The organism is Curtobacterium sp. MCBA15_004, from assembly GCF_001865055.2.
Lineage (GTDB): Bacteria > Actinomycetota > Actinomycetes > Actinomycetales > Microbacteriaceae > Curtobacterium.
In genome coordinates this window covers 2386580-2401581 of sequence record NZ_CP126266.1, presented here as the reverse complement: position 1 = coordinate 2401581, position 15002 = coordinate 2386580, and the positions used below count along the sequence as shown (strand labels likewise).

At 73.7% G+C, this 15002-nt stretch carries 14 protein-coding genes; 8 read left to right on the top strand and 6 right to left on the bottom strand.

Annotation, left to right across the window (positions count from 1 at the left end; translation table 11 throughout):
* On the bottom strand, positions 1–1770 hold the full coding sequence (locus tag QOL16_RS11115; protein ID WP_071284652.1) for a biotin carboxylase N-terminal domain-containing protein: 1770 nt from the start codon (positions 1768–1770) through the stop codon (positions 1–3).
* A gap of 96 nt (positions 1771–1866) precedes the next feature.
* Positions 1867–2664: a nucleoside triphosphate pyrophosphatase gene (locus QOL16_RS11110; protein ID WP_071284651.1), complete on the bottom strand. Its 798-nt coding sequence runs from the start codon at positions 2662–2664 to the stop codon at positions 1867–1869.
* 14 nt (positions 2665–2678) lie between these two features.
* On the opposite strand from QOL16_RS11110, the gene QOL16_RS11105 reads away from it, so the two are divergent.
* From QOL16_RS11105 to QOL16_RS11090, 4 genes are all read left to right on the top strand, one after another.
* A complete protein-coding gene (locus QOL16_RS11105; protein ID WP_071247664.1) occupies positions 2679–3938 on the top strand; it encodes a class I SAM-dependent RNA methyltransferase in 1260 nt (419 codons plus the stop codon).
* Positions 3939–4100: 162 nt separating this feature from the next.
* Positions 4101–4817 (top strand): response regulator transcription factor, encoded by a 717-nt coding sequence (locus QOL16_RS11100; RefSeq protein WP_065960621.1) that lies wholly within the window; start codon positions 4101–4103, stop codon positions 4815–4817.
* A gap of 5 nt (positions 4818–4822) precedes the next feature.
* Complete coding sequence (locus tag QOL16_RS11095; RefSeq protein ID WP_071284650.1) at positions 4823–6115, top strand: sensor histidine kinase; 1293 nt, start codon at positions 4823–4825, stop codon at positions 6113–6115.
* Positions 6112–7161 (top strand): hypothetical protein, encoded by a 1050-nt coding sequence (locus tag QOL16_RS11090; protein WP_071247710.1) that lies wholly within the window; start codon positions 6112–6114, stop codon positions 7159–7161. The genes QOL16_RS11095 and QOL16_RS11090 overlap by 4 nt, the downstream gene beginning before the upstream one ends.
* A gap of 490 nt (positions 7162–7651) precedes the next feature.
* Here the strand turns inward: QOL16_RS11090 and QOL16_RS11085 are convergent, their stop codons facing one another.
* Positions 7652–7912, bottom strand: coding sequence for an acyl-CoA carboxylase subunit epsilon (locus QOL16_RS11085; protein WP_071247670.1), 261 nt, complete (start codon positions 7910–7912; stop codon positions 7652–7654).
* Between the two features lie 31 nt (positions 7913–7943).
* Positions 7944–9539, bottom strand: coding sequence for an acyl-CoA carboxylase subunit beta (locus tag QOL16_RS11080; RefSeq protein ID WP_065960629.1), 1596 nt, complete (start codon positions 9537–9539; stop codon positions 7944–7946).
* Positions 9540–9613: 74 nt separating this feature from the next.
* Here QOL16_RS11080 and QOL16_RS11075 point away from each other — a divergent pair, with 74 nt between their 5' ends.
* The 3 genes from QOL16_RS11075 (at position 9614) to QOL16_RS11065 (ending at position 12376) form a co-directional block, all read left to right on the top strand.
* Entirely contained in the window at positions 9614–10477 is an 864-nt protein-coding gene (locus tag QOL16_RS11075) for a biotin--[acetyl-CoA-carboxylase] ligase (protein ID WP_071247678.1), read from the top strand.
* A 4-nt stretch (positions 10478–10481) separates the two neighbouring features.
* Complete coding sequence (locus QOL16_RS11070) at positions 10482–11000, top strand: PH domain-containing protein (RefSeq protein WP_065960633.1); 519 nt, start codon at positions 10482–10484, stop codon at positions 10998–11000.
* Between the two features lie 68 nt (positions 11001–11068).
* Positions 11069–12376: a UDP-glucose/GDP-mannose dehydrogenase family protein gene (locus QOL16_RS11065; RefSeq protein WP_071284649.1), complete on the top strand. Its 1308-nt coding sequence runs from the start codon at positions 11069–11071 to the stop codon at positions 12374–12376.
* Positions 12377–12469: 93 nt separating this feature from the next.
* Here QOL16_RS11065 and QOL16_RS11060 read toward each other — a convergent pair whose 3' ends face one another.
* On the bottom strand, positions 12470–13105 hold the full coding sequence (locus tag QOL16_RS11060) for a hypothetical protein (RefSeq protein ID WP_071284648.1): 636 nt from the start codon (positions 13103–13105) through the stop codon (positions 12470–12472).
* Positions 13106–13199: 94 nt separating this feature from the next.
* Positions 13200–13682 (bottom strand): GtrA family protein, encoded by a 483-nt coding sequence (locus tag QOL16_RS11055; RefSeq protein WP_065960636.1) that lies wholly within the window; start codon positions 13680–13682, stop codon positions 13200–13202.
* Positions 13683–13839: 157 nt separating this feature from the next.
* Between QOL16_RS11055 and QOL16_RS11050 the strand changes: the two genes are divergently transcribed.
* Positions 13840–14976: a 5-(carboxyamino)imidazole ribonucleotide synthase gene (locus QOL16_RS11050; RefSeq protein WP_071284647.1), complete on the top strand. Its 1137-nt coding sequence runs from the start codon at positions 13840–13842 to the stop codon at positions 14974–14976.
* The last annotated feature ends 26 nt before the right edge of the window (positions 14977–15002 follow it).

The following is a 15002-nucleotide window of genomic DNA, read 5'->3' as shown; positions in this document are numbered from 1 at the left end:
CTACGCCAGCTCGAGCAGCACGTGCCCGGACGACACCGTCTGGCCGACGGGGGCGTTCAGCCCGGTCACGACGCCGTCGCGCGTGGCCTGCACGGGCTGTTCCATCTTCATGGCCTCGAGGACGACGAGCAGGTCGCCCTTCACCACGGTGTCACCCTCGGCGACCGCGACCTTGACCACGGTGGCCTGCATCGGCGAGGTCACCGAACCGGACGACGCGAGCCCGCCCTTCACGGCCGACGACCGGCGCTTCGGGGGAGCCGAGGGACCCGCCGGACGACGACCGGCGACGGACCCGCCGACGATCGACGGCATCGTGACCTCGATGCGCTTGCCCTGCACCTCGACGACCACGCTCTCGCGGGCGGCCGGCTCGGGCAGCTCCTCGGTCGCGCCGCTCCACGCGGGGATGTCGTTCTGGAAGTCGGTCTCGATCCACTGCGTGTAGATGCTGAACGGCTCGTCGTCCGACGTGGCGAACGCCGGGTCGGAGACGACCGCGCGGTGGAAGGGGAGCACGGTCGGCAGCCCGGTGACCTCGAACTCGGCGAGGGCGCGACGGGAGCGCTCGAGCGCCTCCTCGCGCGTCGCACCGGTGACGATGAGCTTCGCGAGCATCGAGTCGAACGAGCCGGAGACGACGTCGCCGGACACGACACCCGAGTCGACGCGCACGCCGGGGCCGGACGGGGCGTGGAAGGTGTGCACGGGGCCGGGAGCGGGGAAGAAGTTGCGCCCCGCGTCCTCGCCGTTGATGCGGAACTCGAACGAGTGGCCGCGCGGCTCGGGGTCGGCGTAGTCGAGCGTGCCGCCCTCGGCGATGCGGAACTGCTCGCGCACGAGGTCGATGCCGGTGACCTCTTCCGAGACGCAGTGCTCGACCTGCAGGCGGGTGTTCACCTCGAGGAAGGACACGGTGCCGTCGGCGCCGATGAGGAACTCGCACGTGCCGGCCCCGACGTAGCCGACCTCGCGGAGGATCGCCTTCGACGACTCGTACAGCCGCTCGGTCTGTGCCTCCGTCAGGTAGGGGGCCGGGGCCTCCTCGACGAGCTTCTGGTGCCGGCGCTGCAGCGAGCAGTCGCGCGTCGACACGACGACGACGTTGCCGTGCTCGTCGGCGAGGCACTGGGTCTCGACGTGGCGCGGCTTGTCGAGGTACTTCTCGACGAAGCACTCGCCCCGGCCGAACGCGGCGATCGCCTCGCGCGTCGCCGAGTCGAAGAGCTCCGGGATCGACTCGCGCGTGCGGGCGACCTTCAGGCCGCGACCGCCGCCACCGAAGGCTGCCTTGATCGCGACGGGGAGGCCGACCTCGTCGGCGAACGCGACGACCTCGGACACGTCCTGCACGGGCTCGATCGTGCCCGGGGCGAGGGGTGCGCCGACCTTCTCGGCCACGTGCCGCGCGGAGACCTTGTCGCCGAGGCGCTCGATCGACTCCGGCGACGGGCCGATCCAGACGAGCCCGGCGTCGATGACGGCGCGGGCGAAGTCGGCGTTCTCGGCGAGGAACCCGTAGCCCGGGTGCACGGCGTCGGCGCCGGAGCGACGGGCCACCGAGATGATCTTGTCGATGACGAGGTAGGTGTCCGCGCTCGTGGTGCCGTTCAGCGCGTAGGCCTCGTCGGCGAGGCGGGCGTGGAGGGCGTCACGGTCCTGGTCGGCGTAGACCGCGACCGACGCCTTGCCCGCGTCGCGGGCCGCGCGGATGATGCGGACGGCGATCTCGCCGCGGTTCGCGATGAGGACCTTGCTGATACGGGGCATGGTTCGTCAGCCTATTCGCGCCGACGAAGCGAGAATTGACCGGCATCCACAAAGAACGACGCCGAACAAGTGCGGATGTCTACGAAGGACCGACGGCTACGCCGACCACAGCTCGTGCCAGGCGACGCCGAAGCCCCGGAGCAGCATCGCGCGCAGGACCGGCAGCGAGAGCCCGACCACGGCGGACGGGGCACCGTCGATCCGCGAGATGTAGGCGGCCGCCCGCCCGTCGATCGTGAAGGCACCCGCGACCTCGAGGGGTTCGCCCGTCGCGACGTACGCGTCGACCTCGTCGAGCGACACGTCGTCGGCGAAGGTCAGCACCGCGCTGTCCACCGCCACCACGTGGTCGCCGGCGGCCACCAGCGTCGACCCGCCGGGCGCGACGTCGCCCAGGTGGCCGGCCGTGCCGAGCGGCCCGCCGCCCGACACGTCCACCTGTCGGACGGGAGGCACGGTGCCGGCCCGCCCCGCGCCTCCCGTCCGTCCGCTGGCCGGGTCGGCGACCCGGTCCGCCCGACGGTCCACGACGCAGTGCCCGCTCCACAGGGTGCCGCCGCCGGCGGCGAGAATCTGCCGCCAGCGCTCACGGGCGACCGCGGGCTCGTGGGGCTTGCCGTACAGGACCCCGTCCACCTCGAACGCGGAGTCGCCACCGAACACGAACCCGTCCACGGGCGCGCCGGCCACCGTGCCGTCGGCGACCGCACCGGCCTTGGCGACCGCGAGCATCGCGACGAGCTCCGGGCCGGTCAGCGGTCGGCCGAGCGCGCCCTCGGCGGCGGCGACCGCGGCGTCCTCGTCGACGCCCGGGGCGACGAGCACCGGCTCGATCCCGGCCTGGGCCAGCAGTGCACGACGGGCGGGGGAGGTACTCGCGAGGTACAGACGCATGGGAACATCGAACCATGGGTGAATCCGTCGGAACGCTGCTCGAACTCGACGTCACCGGGATCGCCCACGGCGGCATCTCGGTGGCACGGCACGAGGGGCGCGTGGTGTTCGTCTCCGACGCCGTCCCGGGTGAGCGGGTCGTCGCCCGCGTCACCGAGGACCGCAAGAAGTCCTTCTGGCGCGCCGACACCGTCTCGGTCGTGACCCCGAGCGAGCACCGCGTCGAGCACGTGTGGGCCGAGGCCGCTCTCGACCGCGACCCCGCCGAGCGCGCCGGGGGTGCCGAGTTCGGGCACATCGCGCTGCCGCACCAGCGCACCCTCAAGCACGACGTCCTCGTGGACGCCTTCGCCCGGTTCGCCCGTACCGACCTGACCGAGGTGCTCGGCCACGACGTGGTGGTCGAGGCCGCGCCCGGCGACGACGCGGCGGGTGGGCTCGGGTGGCGGACCCGCGTGCGCCTGCACGTCGCCGAGGACGGCACCGCCGGCCCCTTCGCCGCACGCTCCCACTCCGTCGTCCCCGTCACGTCGCTGCCGCTCGCCGCGCAGGTCGTGCAGGACGCCGCGCCGCTCGCCCGCGGCGCGATGCCCGGCGCGGAAGTCGTCGACGTCATCGCCCCGAGCGGTGCCGAGGGCGCCCGCCTGGTGATCGACGACCAGGCCCCGTCGGTGGTGCGCGAGCGCGTCGGCGAGCGGTCGTTCGCGGTCGACGACACCGGGTTCTGGCAGGTGCACCGGCAGGCTCCGGCCGTGCTGACCGCGGCCGTGCAGGACCTCGTCGACCGCGACCGCCTCGACCCCGAGGGGCAGCACCTCGACCTGTACGGTGGGGTCGGCCTGCTCGCCGCCGCCCTCGGCGACCTCGTCGGACCGAAGGCGCGCATCACGAGCGTCGAGAGCGCACCGCGCGCCACCGAGCACGCGCAGGAGAACCTGGCCGAGTGGATCGGCGCCCGCGCCGAGACCGGGCGCGTCGAGCGGTGGCTCACCCGGACCGCCGCTGCCGCGTCGCGGCCGGAGCAGGAGCGGTTCCGCGCCGGCACGGTCGTGCTCGACCCGCCGCGCTCGGGTGCCGGACGCGAGACGGTCGTCCAGATCGCGGCGCTCCAGCCGGCGCAGGTCGTCTACGTCGCCTGCGACCCGGTGGCGCTCGCGCGCGACGTCGCGACCTTCGCGGACCTCGGGTACCGCCTGGAGGCGCTGCGTGCGTTCGACCTCTTCCCGCACACCCACCACCTGGAGGCCGTGGCGCGCCTGGTGCCGGTCGCCTGACGGCGGGTGGGCGGTCGCGTCCGCAGCGCCGGAGCGGGCTCACGGGCGGCAGTTGCGTCACGGGGTGGTGCGGAAACGCCGACGACACCCGTCGCCGGTATCCTCTCCCTGTGATCGCTCCCGGTATCAGGGATCGGGAGCGCATCGGAACGAGAGGCCACCGTGGCAACAGGAACGAACACCAGCACCGGAGCGACGAGCGTGGCGACAGGGCCCGTGCGCGTCGCGATCGTCGACGACCACGAGTCCGTGCGGCTCGGCATCCAGGCAGCGTGCCAGAACGAGGGCTTCGAGGTGGTGCTCACCGCCGCGAGCGTCCCGGAGTACATCCAGCAGTTGGGAGACCGCGAGGTCGACGTCGTCGTGCTCGACCTCTCCCTCGGTGACGGCTCGACCGTGACGGCGAACGTGAAGGGCGTGCAGGGCACCGGATCGGCCGTCCTCGTGCACTCCATCGCCGACCGGGTCGCGAGCGTGCGGGAGGCACTGGCCGCGGGGGCGGCCGGCGTGATCCCGAAGTCGTCGGCGACGAAGACGGTCATGGCGGCGGTCGCGACCGTCGCCCGCGGCGACGTGCTCAACAACCTCGAGTGGGCGAGCGCCATCGACGCCGACCGGGACTTCGCGAAGGCCCAGCTCGGCCGGCGGGAGCGCGAGATCCTGCACCTGTACGCCTCGGGGCTGCCGCTCAAGCTCGCGGCCCAGCAGCTCGGGATCGGGTACTCCACCGCCCGCGAGTACCTCGACCGCATCCGCGTGAAGTACGTCGAGGTCGGGCGTCCCGCGCCGACCAAGGTCGACCTGCTCCGCCGGGCCGTCGAGGACGGCATCCTGCCCGGGCTCGACTCGGGCATCGACCCCGACACCGACGGTCGCTGACCCGGATGGACACCACGGCGGCACCGGTGCCGACCGACGGCGACGCGACGGGCGGGGGACCGGCAGGCCGGGCCCCCGCCGTCGCCGAGCCGGCCCCGTTCGGCGTCGACCCGTCGCGGAGCGTGCGGCCCGCCGTCACGCAGGCGTCGGTCGAGCGGGTCTTCGCCGTGGTGATCGCCGGCGCCGCGATCGGCTTCGGTGCCGTGAACGTGCCGAACGTCGTCCGCCAGCTGCAGTACCTCGACCCCGTGTGGGGTCCGGTCGCGGCGGGCGTGATGGCGGCGTCGTTCCTGTTCGTCGGGGTGACCGCGTTCGTGCAGCGGTACGCCCAGGTCGCGCAGATCGTCTGCGCGCTGCTCTTCCTGGTCGTCCTCGTGACGTGGCCGCTCACGGTGCACACCGCGCTGCCGGCCTCCCAGCCGCCGTGGCCGTGGTGGTTCTGCACCGTCGCGTCGACCGCCGCGGCGATGGGCTTCGCACCGTGGCGTGCGACCGTCTACGTCGCGCTGGTCCCGGCCGTCTACGTCGCGATCCGGCTCACCCCGGTCGGTGGCGAGGCCGGCGCCGGCGCAGTGCTGGACGGCCTGTACACGGTCATCCTCAGCGGTGGCGTGCTCGTCATCGCGGTCCTGCTCCGCCGTGCGGCCACCGCGGTCGACGTCGCGCAGGCCACCGCGGTGCGCCGCTACTCGCTCGCCATCCGGGCGCACGCGACCGAGGTCGAACGCGTCCAGGTCGACGCCATCGTGCACGACAGCGTCCTCACGACGCTGCTGTCCGCCGCCCGGGCCGAGACGCCCGAGGCGGAGGCGCTCGCCGCCCGGATGGCCCGGAACGCCGTCGACCACCTCGACGCCGCGGCCGCCGACGTGCCGGGCGACGCACCGCCGGTCTCGTCGACCGAGCTCCGCGCGCGCATCGTCGACGCGGTCGCCGGGCTCGCCGCGCCCGTCGCGGTGCGTGCAGCACCCGTCGGTGGCCTGCGGATGCCCGCGACCGTGGCCGATGCGCTCGCCTCCGCCGCGGTCCAGGCCGCCGTCAACAGCGTGCAGCACGCCGGTGGGCCCGAGGTCGACCGCTGGGTGCGCGTCGAGCAGCGGGGATCGGCCGTGCACGTCGAGGTCGGCGACGACGGGGCGGGCTTCGACCCGTCCGCCGTCCCGGCTGCCCGGCTCGGGGTCCGGCGGTCGATCGTCGAACGCGTCGTGATGGCCGGCGGCACCGCCACCGTGCAGAGCGCCCCCGGCGCGGGCACCAGGATCCGCCTGTCGTGGACGGCGACGGGAGGTCGACCGTGAGGATCTCGGTCCCGGCCGGCATCGCCATCGGTCTCGCGTCGCTGTTCTCCGTGTACCACCTGGTGCTCGCCACGGTCTCCCTGCCGCGCGTCGCCGACGCCGGTCCGGTGGTGGCCTGCATGGTCCTGTACGCCGCGGCCACCGGGGTCGCGCTGTTCCTGCCCGGCCGGGTGCTGCCGGTATGGGCCGCGTGCTTCGCGCTCGCCACCGCGCTCGTGATCCCCGTGATCGAGGCACCGGTCATCGACCTCGCGCGGGACCACGAGCACACCACCTGGTGGGTCGCGGCGGTCGGCACGCTCATGGTCGTGCTCGTCGTCCGTGGGCGGCGCGCGTTCGCCTGGGTCGGCGTGGGGTTCCTCACGCTGTTCTCGGTCGGGTGGGCGGGCCTCCCGGCGCTCCAGTCGCTCGGTGTGGCGGGCAGCGTCGCCTGGGTCGTGATCGCCAGCGGGTTCGCCATCGCGATGGAGCGGGCGGTCCGGGTCACCCGGGACTTCGTGCTCGCCGAGCAGGAGACTGCCGACTGGCAGGCCGCCCAGGACGCGCACGTGTTCGAACGGCAGTTCCGCCTGAGCCAGACCACGCGGATGGCGCTGCCGATGCTCGAGCGGATCATGGCGACCGGCGGGGACCTCTCCGACGACGAGCGCGCGGAGTGCCTGCACCTGGAGCAGGCGATCCGCGACGAGATCCGCGGCCGGTCCCTGCTCTCCGACGACGTCCGCGACGAGGTGATGCGCCTCCGTCGGCGTGGGGCGACCGTGCAGCTGCACGACGACGGCGGTCTCGACGACCTGGAGATCGACGACCTGCGCCGCGTGCACGCCCGACTGGCCGACGCGCTCCGGCAGGCCCGCGAGGCCGACAACGTGATCGTCCGCACGGTGCCCGAGGGCTCGGACGCGGCCGTGACCGTGGTGGGGCTGCGGCTCGACACCGCGGCGAGCGAGTCCGCGGCGCTCGGTGCCGGGCACGACGACGGGGACGGCGACGAGGACGACTCGGTCGTGGTGTGGCTCGAGATCCCGCGTCACGCCTCGGTCTGAGCGCCGGGGGGAAGGGGGAACGGGCCGGACCCCGAGGGGACCGGCCCGTTCGCGACCCGGGCCTGAGCGGCAACCCGAATACCGCCCTGGCCCGTAGCTGGCCGGTGACGTCGTACCCTAGTCAGCCACCGACCAACGATGTTCTTCAACGAAGGACACCGAACACGTACGACTATGCCGTGGCCGTCGACACGTGTCAGTCGTCATTATGGGGGACAATCTGCGGCGTTCCGCGCGATCCGCGTTCTCCGTGCCCCCCGTTCGAGGGCAGACCGACCCCTGAGTGCATCCTGCAACGGCACGGGAACGGGTCGCTGTGCCGCCCGGAGCGGGGTACATCGCCGCGCGTGACGGTGGACGCAACGAGACCCCCGCCGGTCGACGACGGGGGTCTCGTGGGTGTGGGTCGGGTGACGTCCGGCACCGGGTGCGGACCGTCGGCGGGCCCGGACCGACGACGGCGGCGCGGATCGCGACGGGTCGGACCGCGTCAGCGTGTCGCGCGCTGCCAGGCGCCGGGGCCGTGGTCGAGCGGGCGGCGCAGCCCGCGGGCCGAGACCTCCCACCCGGAGCGCGGGGAGACGGCGACCTCGGCGGCACCGAGCGCGGCGGCCTCGTCGGCCTGACGCTGCAGGACCGCGACGACCGCGGCGAGTTCCTCGGGCGAGGGCTCCCCGGCGACGACCCGCACGTCGGCGACCGACACGGGCTCCTCGGGCACCGGCGGGACGACCGCTGCGTGGCGGCCCATCAGCGCACGTCCCCGGTGTGTGCGACCCGGCTCACAGCGGGATGTTCCCGTGCTTCTTCGGCGGCAGCGAGGCACGCTTGCCGCGGAGCGCCCGCAGCGCCTTGATGACGGCGACGCGCGTCGCGTGCGGCTGGATGATGCCGTCCAGCTCGCCGCGCTCCGCCGCGAGGTACGGCGAGGCCACGTTGTACGTGTACTCGTTGGCCAGGCGGGCCCGCACGGCGGCGACGTCCTCGCCGGCCTCCTCGGCCCGCTTGATCTCGGCCCGGTACAGGATGTTCACCGCGCCCTGGCCGCCCATGACGGCGATCTCGGCGGTCGGCCACGCCAGGTTGATGTCGGCGCCGAGCTGCTTCGAGCCCATCACGATGTACGCGCCGCCGTAGGCCTTGCGGGTGATGACCGTGACGAGCGGCACGGTGGCCTCGGCGTAGGCGTACAGGAGCTTGGCGCCGCGGCGGATGACACCGGTCCACTCCTGGTCGGTGCCGGGCAGGTAGCCCGGCACGTCGACGAGCGTCAGGATCGGGATGCCGAACGCGTCGCAGAACCGGACGAAGCGCGCGGCCTTCTCGCCGGCGTCGATGTTCAGGGTGCCGGCCATCGCCTGCGGCTGGTTCGCGATGATGCCGACCGTGCGGCCCTCGACCCGGCCGAAGCCGATCAGGATGTTCGGCGCGAACAGCGGCTGGACCTCGAGGAAGTCGCCGTCGTCGACGAGGTGCTCGATGATCGCCGTGACGTCGTACGGCTGGTTCGTCGAGTCCGGGATGACCGTGTCGAGCTCGTGGTCGGCGTCGGTGGTCTCGAGCTCGGGGACGACGTCGTACGCCGGGGCGTCGGACAGGTTGTTGTCCGGCAGGAACCCGATGAGCGACCGCGCGTAGTCGAGCGCGTCGGTCTCGTCCTCGGCCAGGTAGTGCGCGACGCCCGAGACCGCGTTGTGGGTCTGCGCGCCGCCGAGCTCCTCGAAGCCCACGTCCTCGCCCGTGACGGTCTTGATGACGTCCGGGCCGGTGACGAACATGTGGCTCGTTTTGTCGACCATGATCACGAAGTCGGTGAGCGCGGGGGAGTACACGGCGCCACCGGCGGCCGGGCCCATCACGATCGAGATCTGCGGGATGACGCCCGACGCCTGGGTGTTCAGGCGGAAGATCTCGCCGTACTTGCCGAGCGCGACGACGCCCTCCTGGATACGGGCGCCGCCGGAGTCGAGGATGCCGATGATCGGCACGCCGGTCTTCAGTGCGTGCTGCATCACCTTGACGATCTTCTCGCCGGCGACCTCGCCGAGGGAGCCGCCGAACACCGTGAAGTCCTGAGCGTAGACCGCGACGTTGCGGCCGTGGATCGTGCCGACGCCGGTGACGACCGCGTCGCCGTACGGGCGCTTGGCGTCCATGCCGAACGACGTGGTGCGGTGGCGGACGAACTCGTCGAACTCGACGAACGAGTTGTCGTCGAGGAGCTGCTCGATGCGCTCCCGGGCGGTGCCCTTGCCCTTCGCGTGCTGCTTCGCGATGGCGGCCTCGCCCGCGGCGGTGACGGCCTCGTGGTAGCGGTCGCGCAGGTCCGCGAGGCGACCGGCCGTGGTCGAGAGGTCGGGGGTGTCTCCTGTGGTCACCCGCTCACCCTACCGGCGGCCACGACGGCGCCGGTTGGAGGACCCCCACGGTTCCTGCCCGTAGATTTGCGTGCATGTCCACACCCGAGCAGCCGACCCTCCCGCTTGCCCGGAGCGTGGTCGCGGCCGCCGGCGGGACCTTCGACGCCCCGGCGCGCACCGGCTCGACCAACGCCGACCTGCTCGCGGTCGCCGTCGACCGGCCGCACGGCAGCGTGGTCGTGACCCTCGACCAGACCGCGGGCCGTGGCCGCCTGGACCGCACGTGGTTCGCTCCGGCCGGCCAGACCCTCGCGCTCAGCCTGCTCGTGCGCGCCGACCTCGACGACCGCGACCGCGGCTGGTTGCCGCTCGTCGCCGGGCTCGCGATGCGCGACGCGGTGACCGCGGTCCTGCCGGACGCGGACGACGTGCGCCGCGCCTCCCGGCCGACCGGTGACCAGGAGACGGCGGGCCGGACGCCGGAGCCGCGCGTGCTCGTGAAGTGGCCGAACGACGTGCTCGTCGACGGCCGCAAGGTCTGCGGGATCCTCTGCCAGGTCGCCGCGGACGGCAGCGTCGTCGTCGGCGCGGGCGTCAACCTGACGATCCCCGCGGACGCGCTGCCGACGCCGACCGCGACATCGCTGACGGTCGCGGGCGCGACCGGCGGGGCGGCCGACCTGGCCGACGCGGTCGCGTCCGGCTTCCACACGGCCGTCCTGGAGGCGGTGGCCGCCCTGGTCGCGGGTGGTGCGGCCGCCGACGGGGTGCGGTCGCGGGTCCGTGGTGCGTGCGGCACGATCGGCCGCCGCGTCCGTCTGGAGCTGCCCGACGGCAGCGTCACCGAGGCGGACGCCACGGGCGTCGACGACGACGGCCGCATCACGATCCGGGATCGGGACGGCGCGGAGAGGGGCGTCGCGGTGGGGGACCTCACCCACCTGCGGTATGCATGACGGCATGACCGCCGAGCCGCCGCCCGAACGCGTCGTCGCCCGGCTCCGGCCGCACGCGCGGCGGCTCGTCCGTCCGGCGGTGTTCGTCGTGCTCGTCGCCGCGGCGGGTGGGTTCGGCTTCGGGGTGTTCCGCGCGCAGCTGGCGTGGGTGAACGTCGTGGTCGCGGCGGTGACGCTGCTGCTGGTCGTGCTCGGCGGCCTCGTGCCGCTGTTCCGCTGGATGTCGGAGCGGTACGTCGTCACCACGCGGCGGCTCGTCGTCGTGCACGGCCTCGGGACCCGCACGCGCCGGGAGCTCCTGCACTCGCGGGGCTACGACGTGACCGTCCGGCGTCGAGGCATGCAGGGGGTGTGGCGGTCCGGGGACGTCCTCGTCTTCCCCGGCGACGAACCGCCCGTGGTGCTCGGCGACGTCCCGCACGCCGACCTCGTGGTCGCCGTGCTGCACGACCTGGTCGAGGGGTACGAGGCCCGGCGGCGGCACCGGGAGCCCGACTGGGACGAGATCGTCGGCGGATACTGAGGCGAGCGAGCCTCGACTTCGGCGCGTTCCGCCAGGTTCGCGGCCCCGCGGTCCGGTACCGTCGTCCCGTGCGCATCTCCGTCATCGGCTGCGGGTACCTCGGTGCCGTGCACGCCGCCTCCATGGCCAAGCTCGGACACGAGGTCGTCGCGCTCGACGTCGACCCGGACAAGATCGGACGGCTCGCAGCGGGTGACGCCCCGTTCTTCGAGCCCGGACTGCCCGAGACCCTCGCCGAGGCCCTGGCCTCCGGCCGGATCGAGTTCACGACCGACCCGTCCCGCGTCGCGGGCGCCCGGGTGCACTTCCTGGCGGTGGGGACCCCGCAGGGGCCGAGCGGTGCCGCGGACCTCACCTACGTCGACGCCGCCGTGACCGGGCTCCTGCCGCACCTCGCGCCGGGCGACCTGGTCGTCGGCAAGTCCACGGTGCCCGTCGGGACCGCCGCGCGGCTCGCCGAGCGCGTCCGTGCGGTGCAGCCCGAGGCGACGCTCGTCTGGAACCCGGAGTTCCTCCGCGAGGGCTTCGCGGTCCAGGACACGATCACGCCGGACCGCTTCGTGTACGGCGTGCCCGCCGGCGAGGCCGGGCAGCGCGCGGTCGCGGTGCTCGACGAGGTGTACGCCCGGGCGCTCGCCGCCGGCATCCCGCGGCTCGTGGTCGACCTGCCGACCAGCGAGCTCGTGAAGATCAGCGCCAACGCCTTCCTCGCGACGAAGATCTCGTTCATCAACGCGATGGCCGAGATCGCCGAGGTCGCCGGGGCCGACGTGACGGCGCTCGCCGACGCGATCGGCCACGACGACCGGATCGGCCGGAAGTTCCTGAACGCCGGACTCGGGTTCGGCGGGGGCTGCCTGCCGAAGGACATCCGCGCGTTCCAGGCCCGCGCCGACGAGCTCGGCGTGGGGCAGTCGCTCGCCTTCCTGGGCGAGGTCGACGCGATCAACCTGCGGCGTCGCGCGCACGTCGTGACCCTCGCTGAGGAGCTGCTCGGCGGCTCGGTCGCGGGCCGTCGGATCGCGGTGCTCGGGCTCGCGTTCAAGCCGAACTCCGACGACGTCCGGGACTCGCCGGCGCTCGACATCGCGGCGCGGCTCGTCGAGCTCGGTGCGACCGTCGCGGCCCACGACCCGGCCGCGATCGGCACCGCGCGCCGCCTGCGTCCGGAGCTCGAGTACGCCGACCGCGCCGAGGACGCACTGGCCGGCGCGGACGTTGTGCTGGTGCTGACCGAGTGGGCGGCGTACCGGTCGCTCGACCCGCAGGCCGTCGCCGGGCTCGCTGCCGGGCGCATCGTCCTGGACGGGCGGAACTGCCTGGACCGGGACGCCTGGACGGCGGCGGGCTTCACCTACCGCGGCATGGGGCGCTGAGCGCGGGCGGACGCCCGGGTGCCGTGGTGCTCGGTCCCGTCCGTGCGCCCGGATCCGCCCCGGGCCCGGCGCCGGTGCCCGCCGTGGAGCCGCTCAGCCGACGGTCGCGGTGCCGGTCGTCCCGTCGACGCTGACCGTGCTGGTGGCCGAGCCGTCGGCCACGGTCGCGGTCCACACCGGTGCGGCCGTCGACCCGCCGAGCACCAGGGAGCGCAGCTCGCTGCCCGGCACGGCGGCCTCGGCAGCTGCCGCCGCGGGCCCGGCACCGGTCTGCACCGCTGCCGCGAGGGCGACGGTCGAGGCCTGCGCCGCGGCGTCGACCTGCTTCGGGAACGGACCGGACGTCACGCGGTCGAGGACCGCCGAGACGACCGACTGCGTCTGCGAGCCGTCCGGCCCGACGACGACGACCGTCCAGGAGTCACCCGATCCGGCGATCGAGACGACCGTCCCACCGCCGGCGGCCGCGACGCCCTGCGCCGCGACCTTCGAGAAGTCGACCTCGTCCGGGTGCTCGACGCCGCTGCCGTTCCCGGTGCCGCTCGTCGCGGTCGCGTCGGGCCCGGTGGCGTCGGTGGCCGAGCCGTCCGGTGACTGACCGGCGCTCCGGCTCGGGGCCGGGTCCCCGCCCTCGGTGCAGGCCGCGAGCCCGAGACTCAGTGCGAGTCCGAGCCCGAGGGCGGCGACGATCGGGACGGTGCGGACCGGGACACGGCGGGATCGGCTCATGCCCCGATCCTCGCAGCGTCGGCGCGGACGCACCACGCGCGGTGCCGGAGGGTCGACGGACGGAACACGATCGTGACCTGGCGGGGTCGTCGGCTCAGCTGCCGGACACGACCTCGTCGCGCGGTGCAGCCACCTCGTCGCGGGTCTGGACGTCGCGCTCGGGGTGGTACACCCACACCTTGTAGAGCCAGAAGCGGAAGGCGGTGCCGAGACCGAGGCCGATCACGTTGCCGGAGATGTTGTCGGCGAGGGCCGACGTGAACCCGAGGGCGTAGTGCGAGATCGCGAGGCAGCCGAGGGAGATGGCCATGCCGCCGAGCGACACCACGACGAACTCCACGCCCTCGCGGGTCGCGACCGATCGTCGCTGGTCGCGGAACGTCCAGTAGCGGTTGCCCATCCAGTTCACGAAGATCGCGACGACGGTCGAGATCACCTTCGCCCAGAAGGGTCCCGAGTGCACCTCGTCCGGGTTGAGCACCGTGGCACGCAGCAGGTTGAAGATGCCGAAGTCGACGACGAAGCCGACAGCGCCGACGATGCCGAAGCGTGCGAGCTGGGCAATGAGTCGCCGCAAGGTCTCTCCAAGATCCGTAGAGTTGTCGCAGACCGTGCAGGGTACGGCCTGTCCGGGTCTGCCGGTCGGTCCGCGCCCGACCGGGCGTGGACAACAGCTGCCCAGTATAGACAATCCGCTGTCACCGGACGGTGGGACGACGGAAGGAACACACAGCATGGCGTTGCGGGTCGGGGTCATCGGTGGAGGTCAGCTGGCACGGATGATGGTGCCGGCCGCCGTGGAGCTGGGCATCGACATCCGAGTGCTCGCCGAGGGGCCGGGCATGTCGGCGGCCATCGCGGCGACCGCGGAGGGCGACTACCACGACGCCGAGACCGTGCTCGCCTTCGCGCGGGACGTCGACGTCGTGACCTTCGACCACGAGCACGTGCCGCAGGACGTGCTGCGTCGGCTCGAGGAAGCGGGCGTCGCGGTCCGGCCCGGACCGGCACCGCTCGCGGTCGCACAGGACAAGATCGTGATGCGCCGACGCCTCAGCGACCTCGGGATCGCCGTCCCGGACTGGGCAGCGGTGCACGACGCCGAGGAGCTCGGCCGGTTCCTGGCCGACCACGGGGGTCGTGCCGTGGTGAAGACCCCGCGCGGGGGCTACGACGGCAAGGGCGTCCGGGTCGTCTCGGACCCCGCCGACGTCGCCGACTGGTTCGTCGCGGTCGCCGAGGCCGCCGGTGACCAGGCCCTGCTCGTCGAGGAGCTCGTGCCCTTCACCCGGGAACTCGCGCAGTCCGTCGCCCGTCGCCCGTCCGGCGAGGTCGTCGCCTGGCCGCTCGTCGAGACCGTGCAGCGTGACGGCGTCTGTGCCGAGGTGCTCGCCCCGGCCCCGGACAGCGCCGGGCGACTCGCGGACGTCGCCGAGGAGACCGCGGTGCGGATCGCGACCGAGCTCGGCGTCACCGGCGTCCTCGCCGTAGAGCTGTTCCAGACCGCCGACGACCGTCTGCTGGTCAACGAGCTGGCGATGCGTCCGCACAACACCGGGCACTGGACGATCGACGGCGCGACGACGAGCCAGTTCGAGCAGCACCTGCGGGCCGTGCTCGACCTGCCGCTCGGCGCGACGGGCGCACACGCCCCCGCGGCCGTGATGATCAACGTGCTCGGGGGGCCAGGCGACGGCGACCTCGCGGCGCGCTACCCGGCAGCGCTGGCCGCCTTCCCGGAGGCGAAGTACCACTTCTACGGCAAGGCGCCGCGGCCCGGCCGCAAGATCGGTCACGTGACGGTGCTCGGTGACGACCTCGACGACGTCGTCTACCGGGCGCGCTCGGCCGCCGCGCACTTCGACGACTGAGCCGGCCGGGGCGCTCGGCTAGGCTC

Coding starts and splice junctions, on each gene's coding strand:
- QOL16_RS11115 (WP_071284652.1), bottom strand. CDS start 1,770: ATGCCCCGTATCAGCAAGGTCCTCATCGCGAACCGCGGCGAGATCGCC.
- QOL16_RS11110 (WP_071284651.1), bottom strand. CDS start 2,664: ATGCGTCTGTACCTCGCGAGTACCTCCCCCGCCCGTCGTGCACTGCTG.
- QOL16_RS11105 (WP_071247664.1), top strand. CDS start 2,679: ATGGGTGAATCCGTCGGAACGCTGCTCGAACTCGACGTCACCGGGATC.
- QOL16_RS11095 (WP_071284650.1), top strand. CDS start 4,823: ATGGACACCACGGCGGCACCGGTGCCGACCGACGGCGACGCGACGGGC.
- QOL16_RS11085 (WP_071247670.1), bottom strand. CDS start 7,912: ATGGGCCGCCACGCAGCGGTCGTCCCGCCGGTGCCCGAGGAGCCCGTG.
- QOL16_RS11075 (WP_071247678.1), top strand. CDS start 9,614: ATGTCCACACCCGAGCAGCCGACCCTCCCGCTTGCCCGGAGCGTGGTC.
- QOL16_RS11070 (WP_065960633.1), top strand. CDS start 10,482: ATGACCGCCGAGCCGCCGCCCGAACGCGTCGTCGCCCGGCTCCGGCCG.
- QOL16_RS11060 (WP_071284648.1), bottom strand. CDS start 13,105: ATGAGCCGATCCCGCCGTGTCCCGGTCCGCACCGTCCCGATCGTCGCC.
- QOL16_RS11050 (WP_071284647.1), top strand. CDS start 13,840: ATGGCGTTGCGGGTCGGGGTCATCGGTGGAGGTCAGCTGGCACGGATG.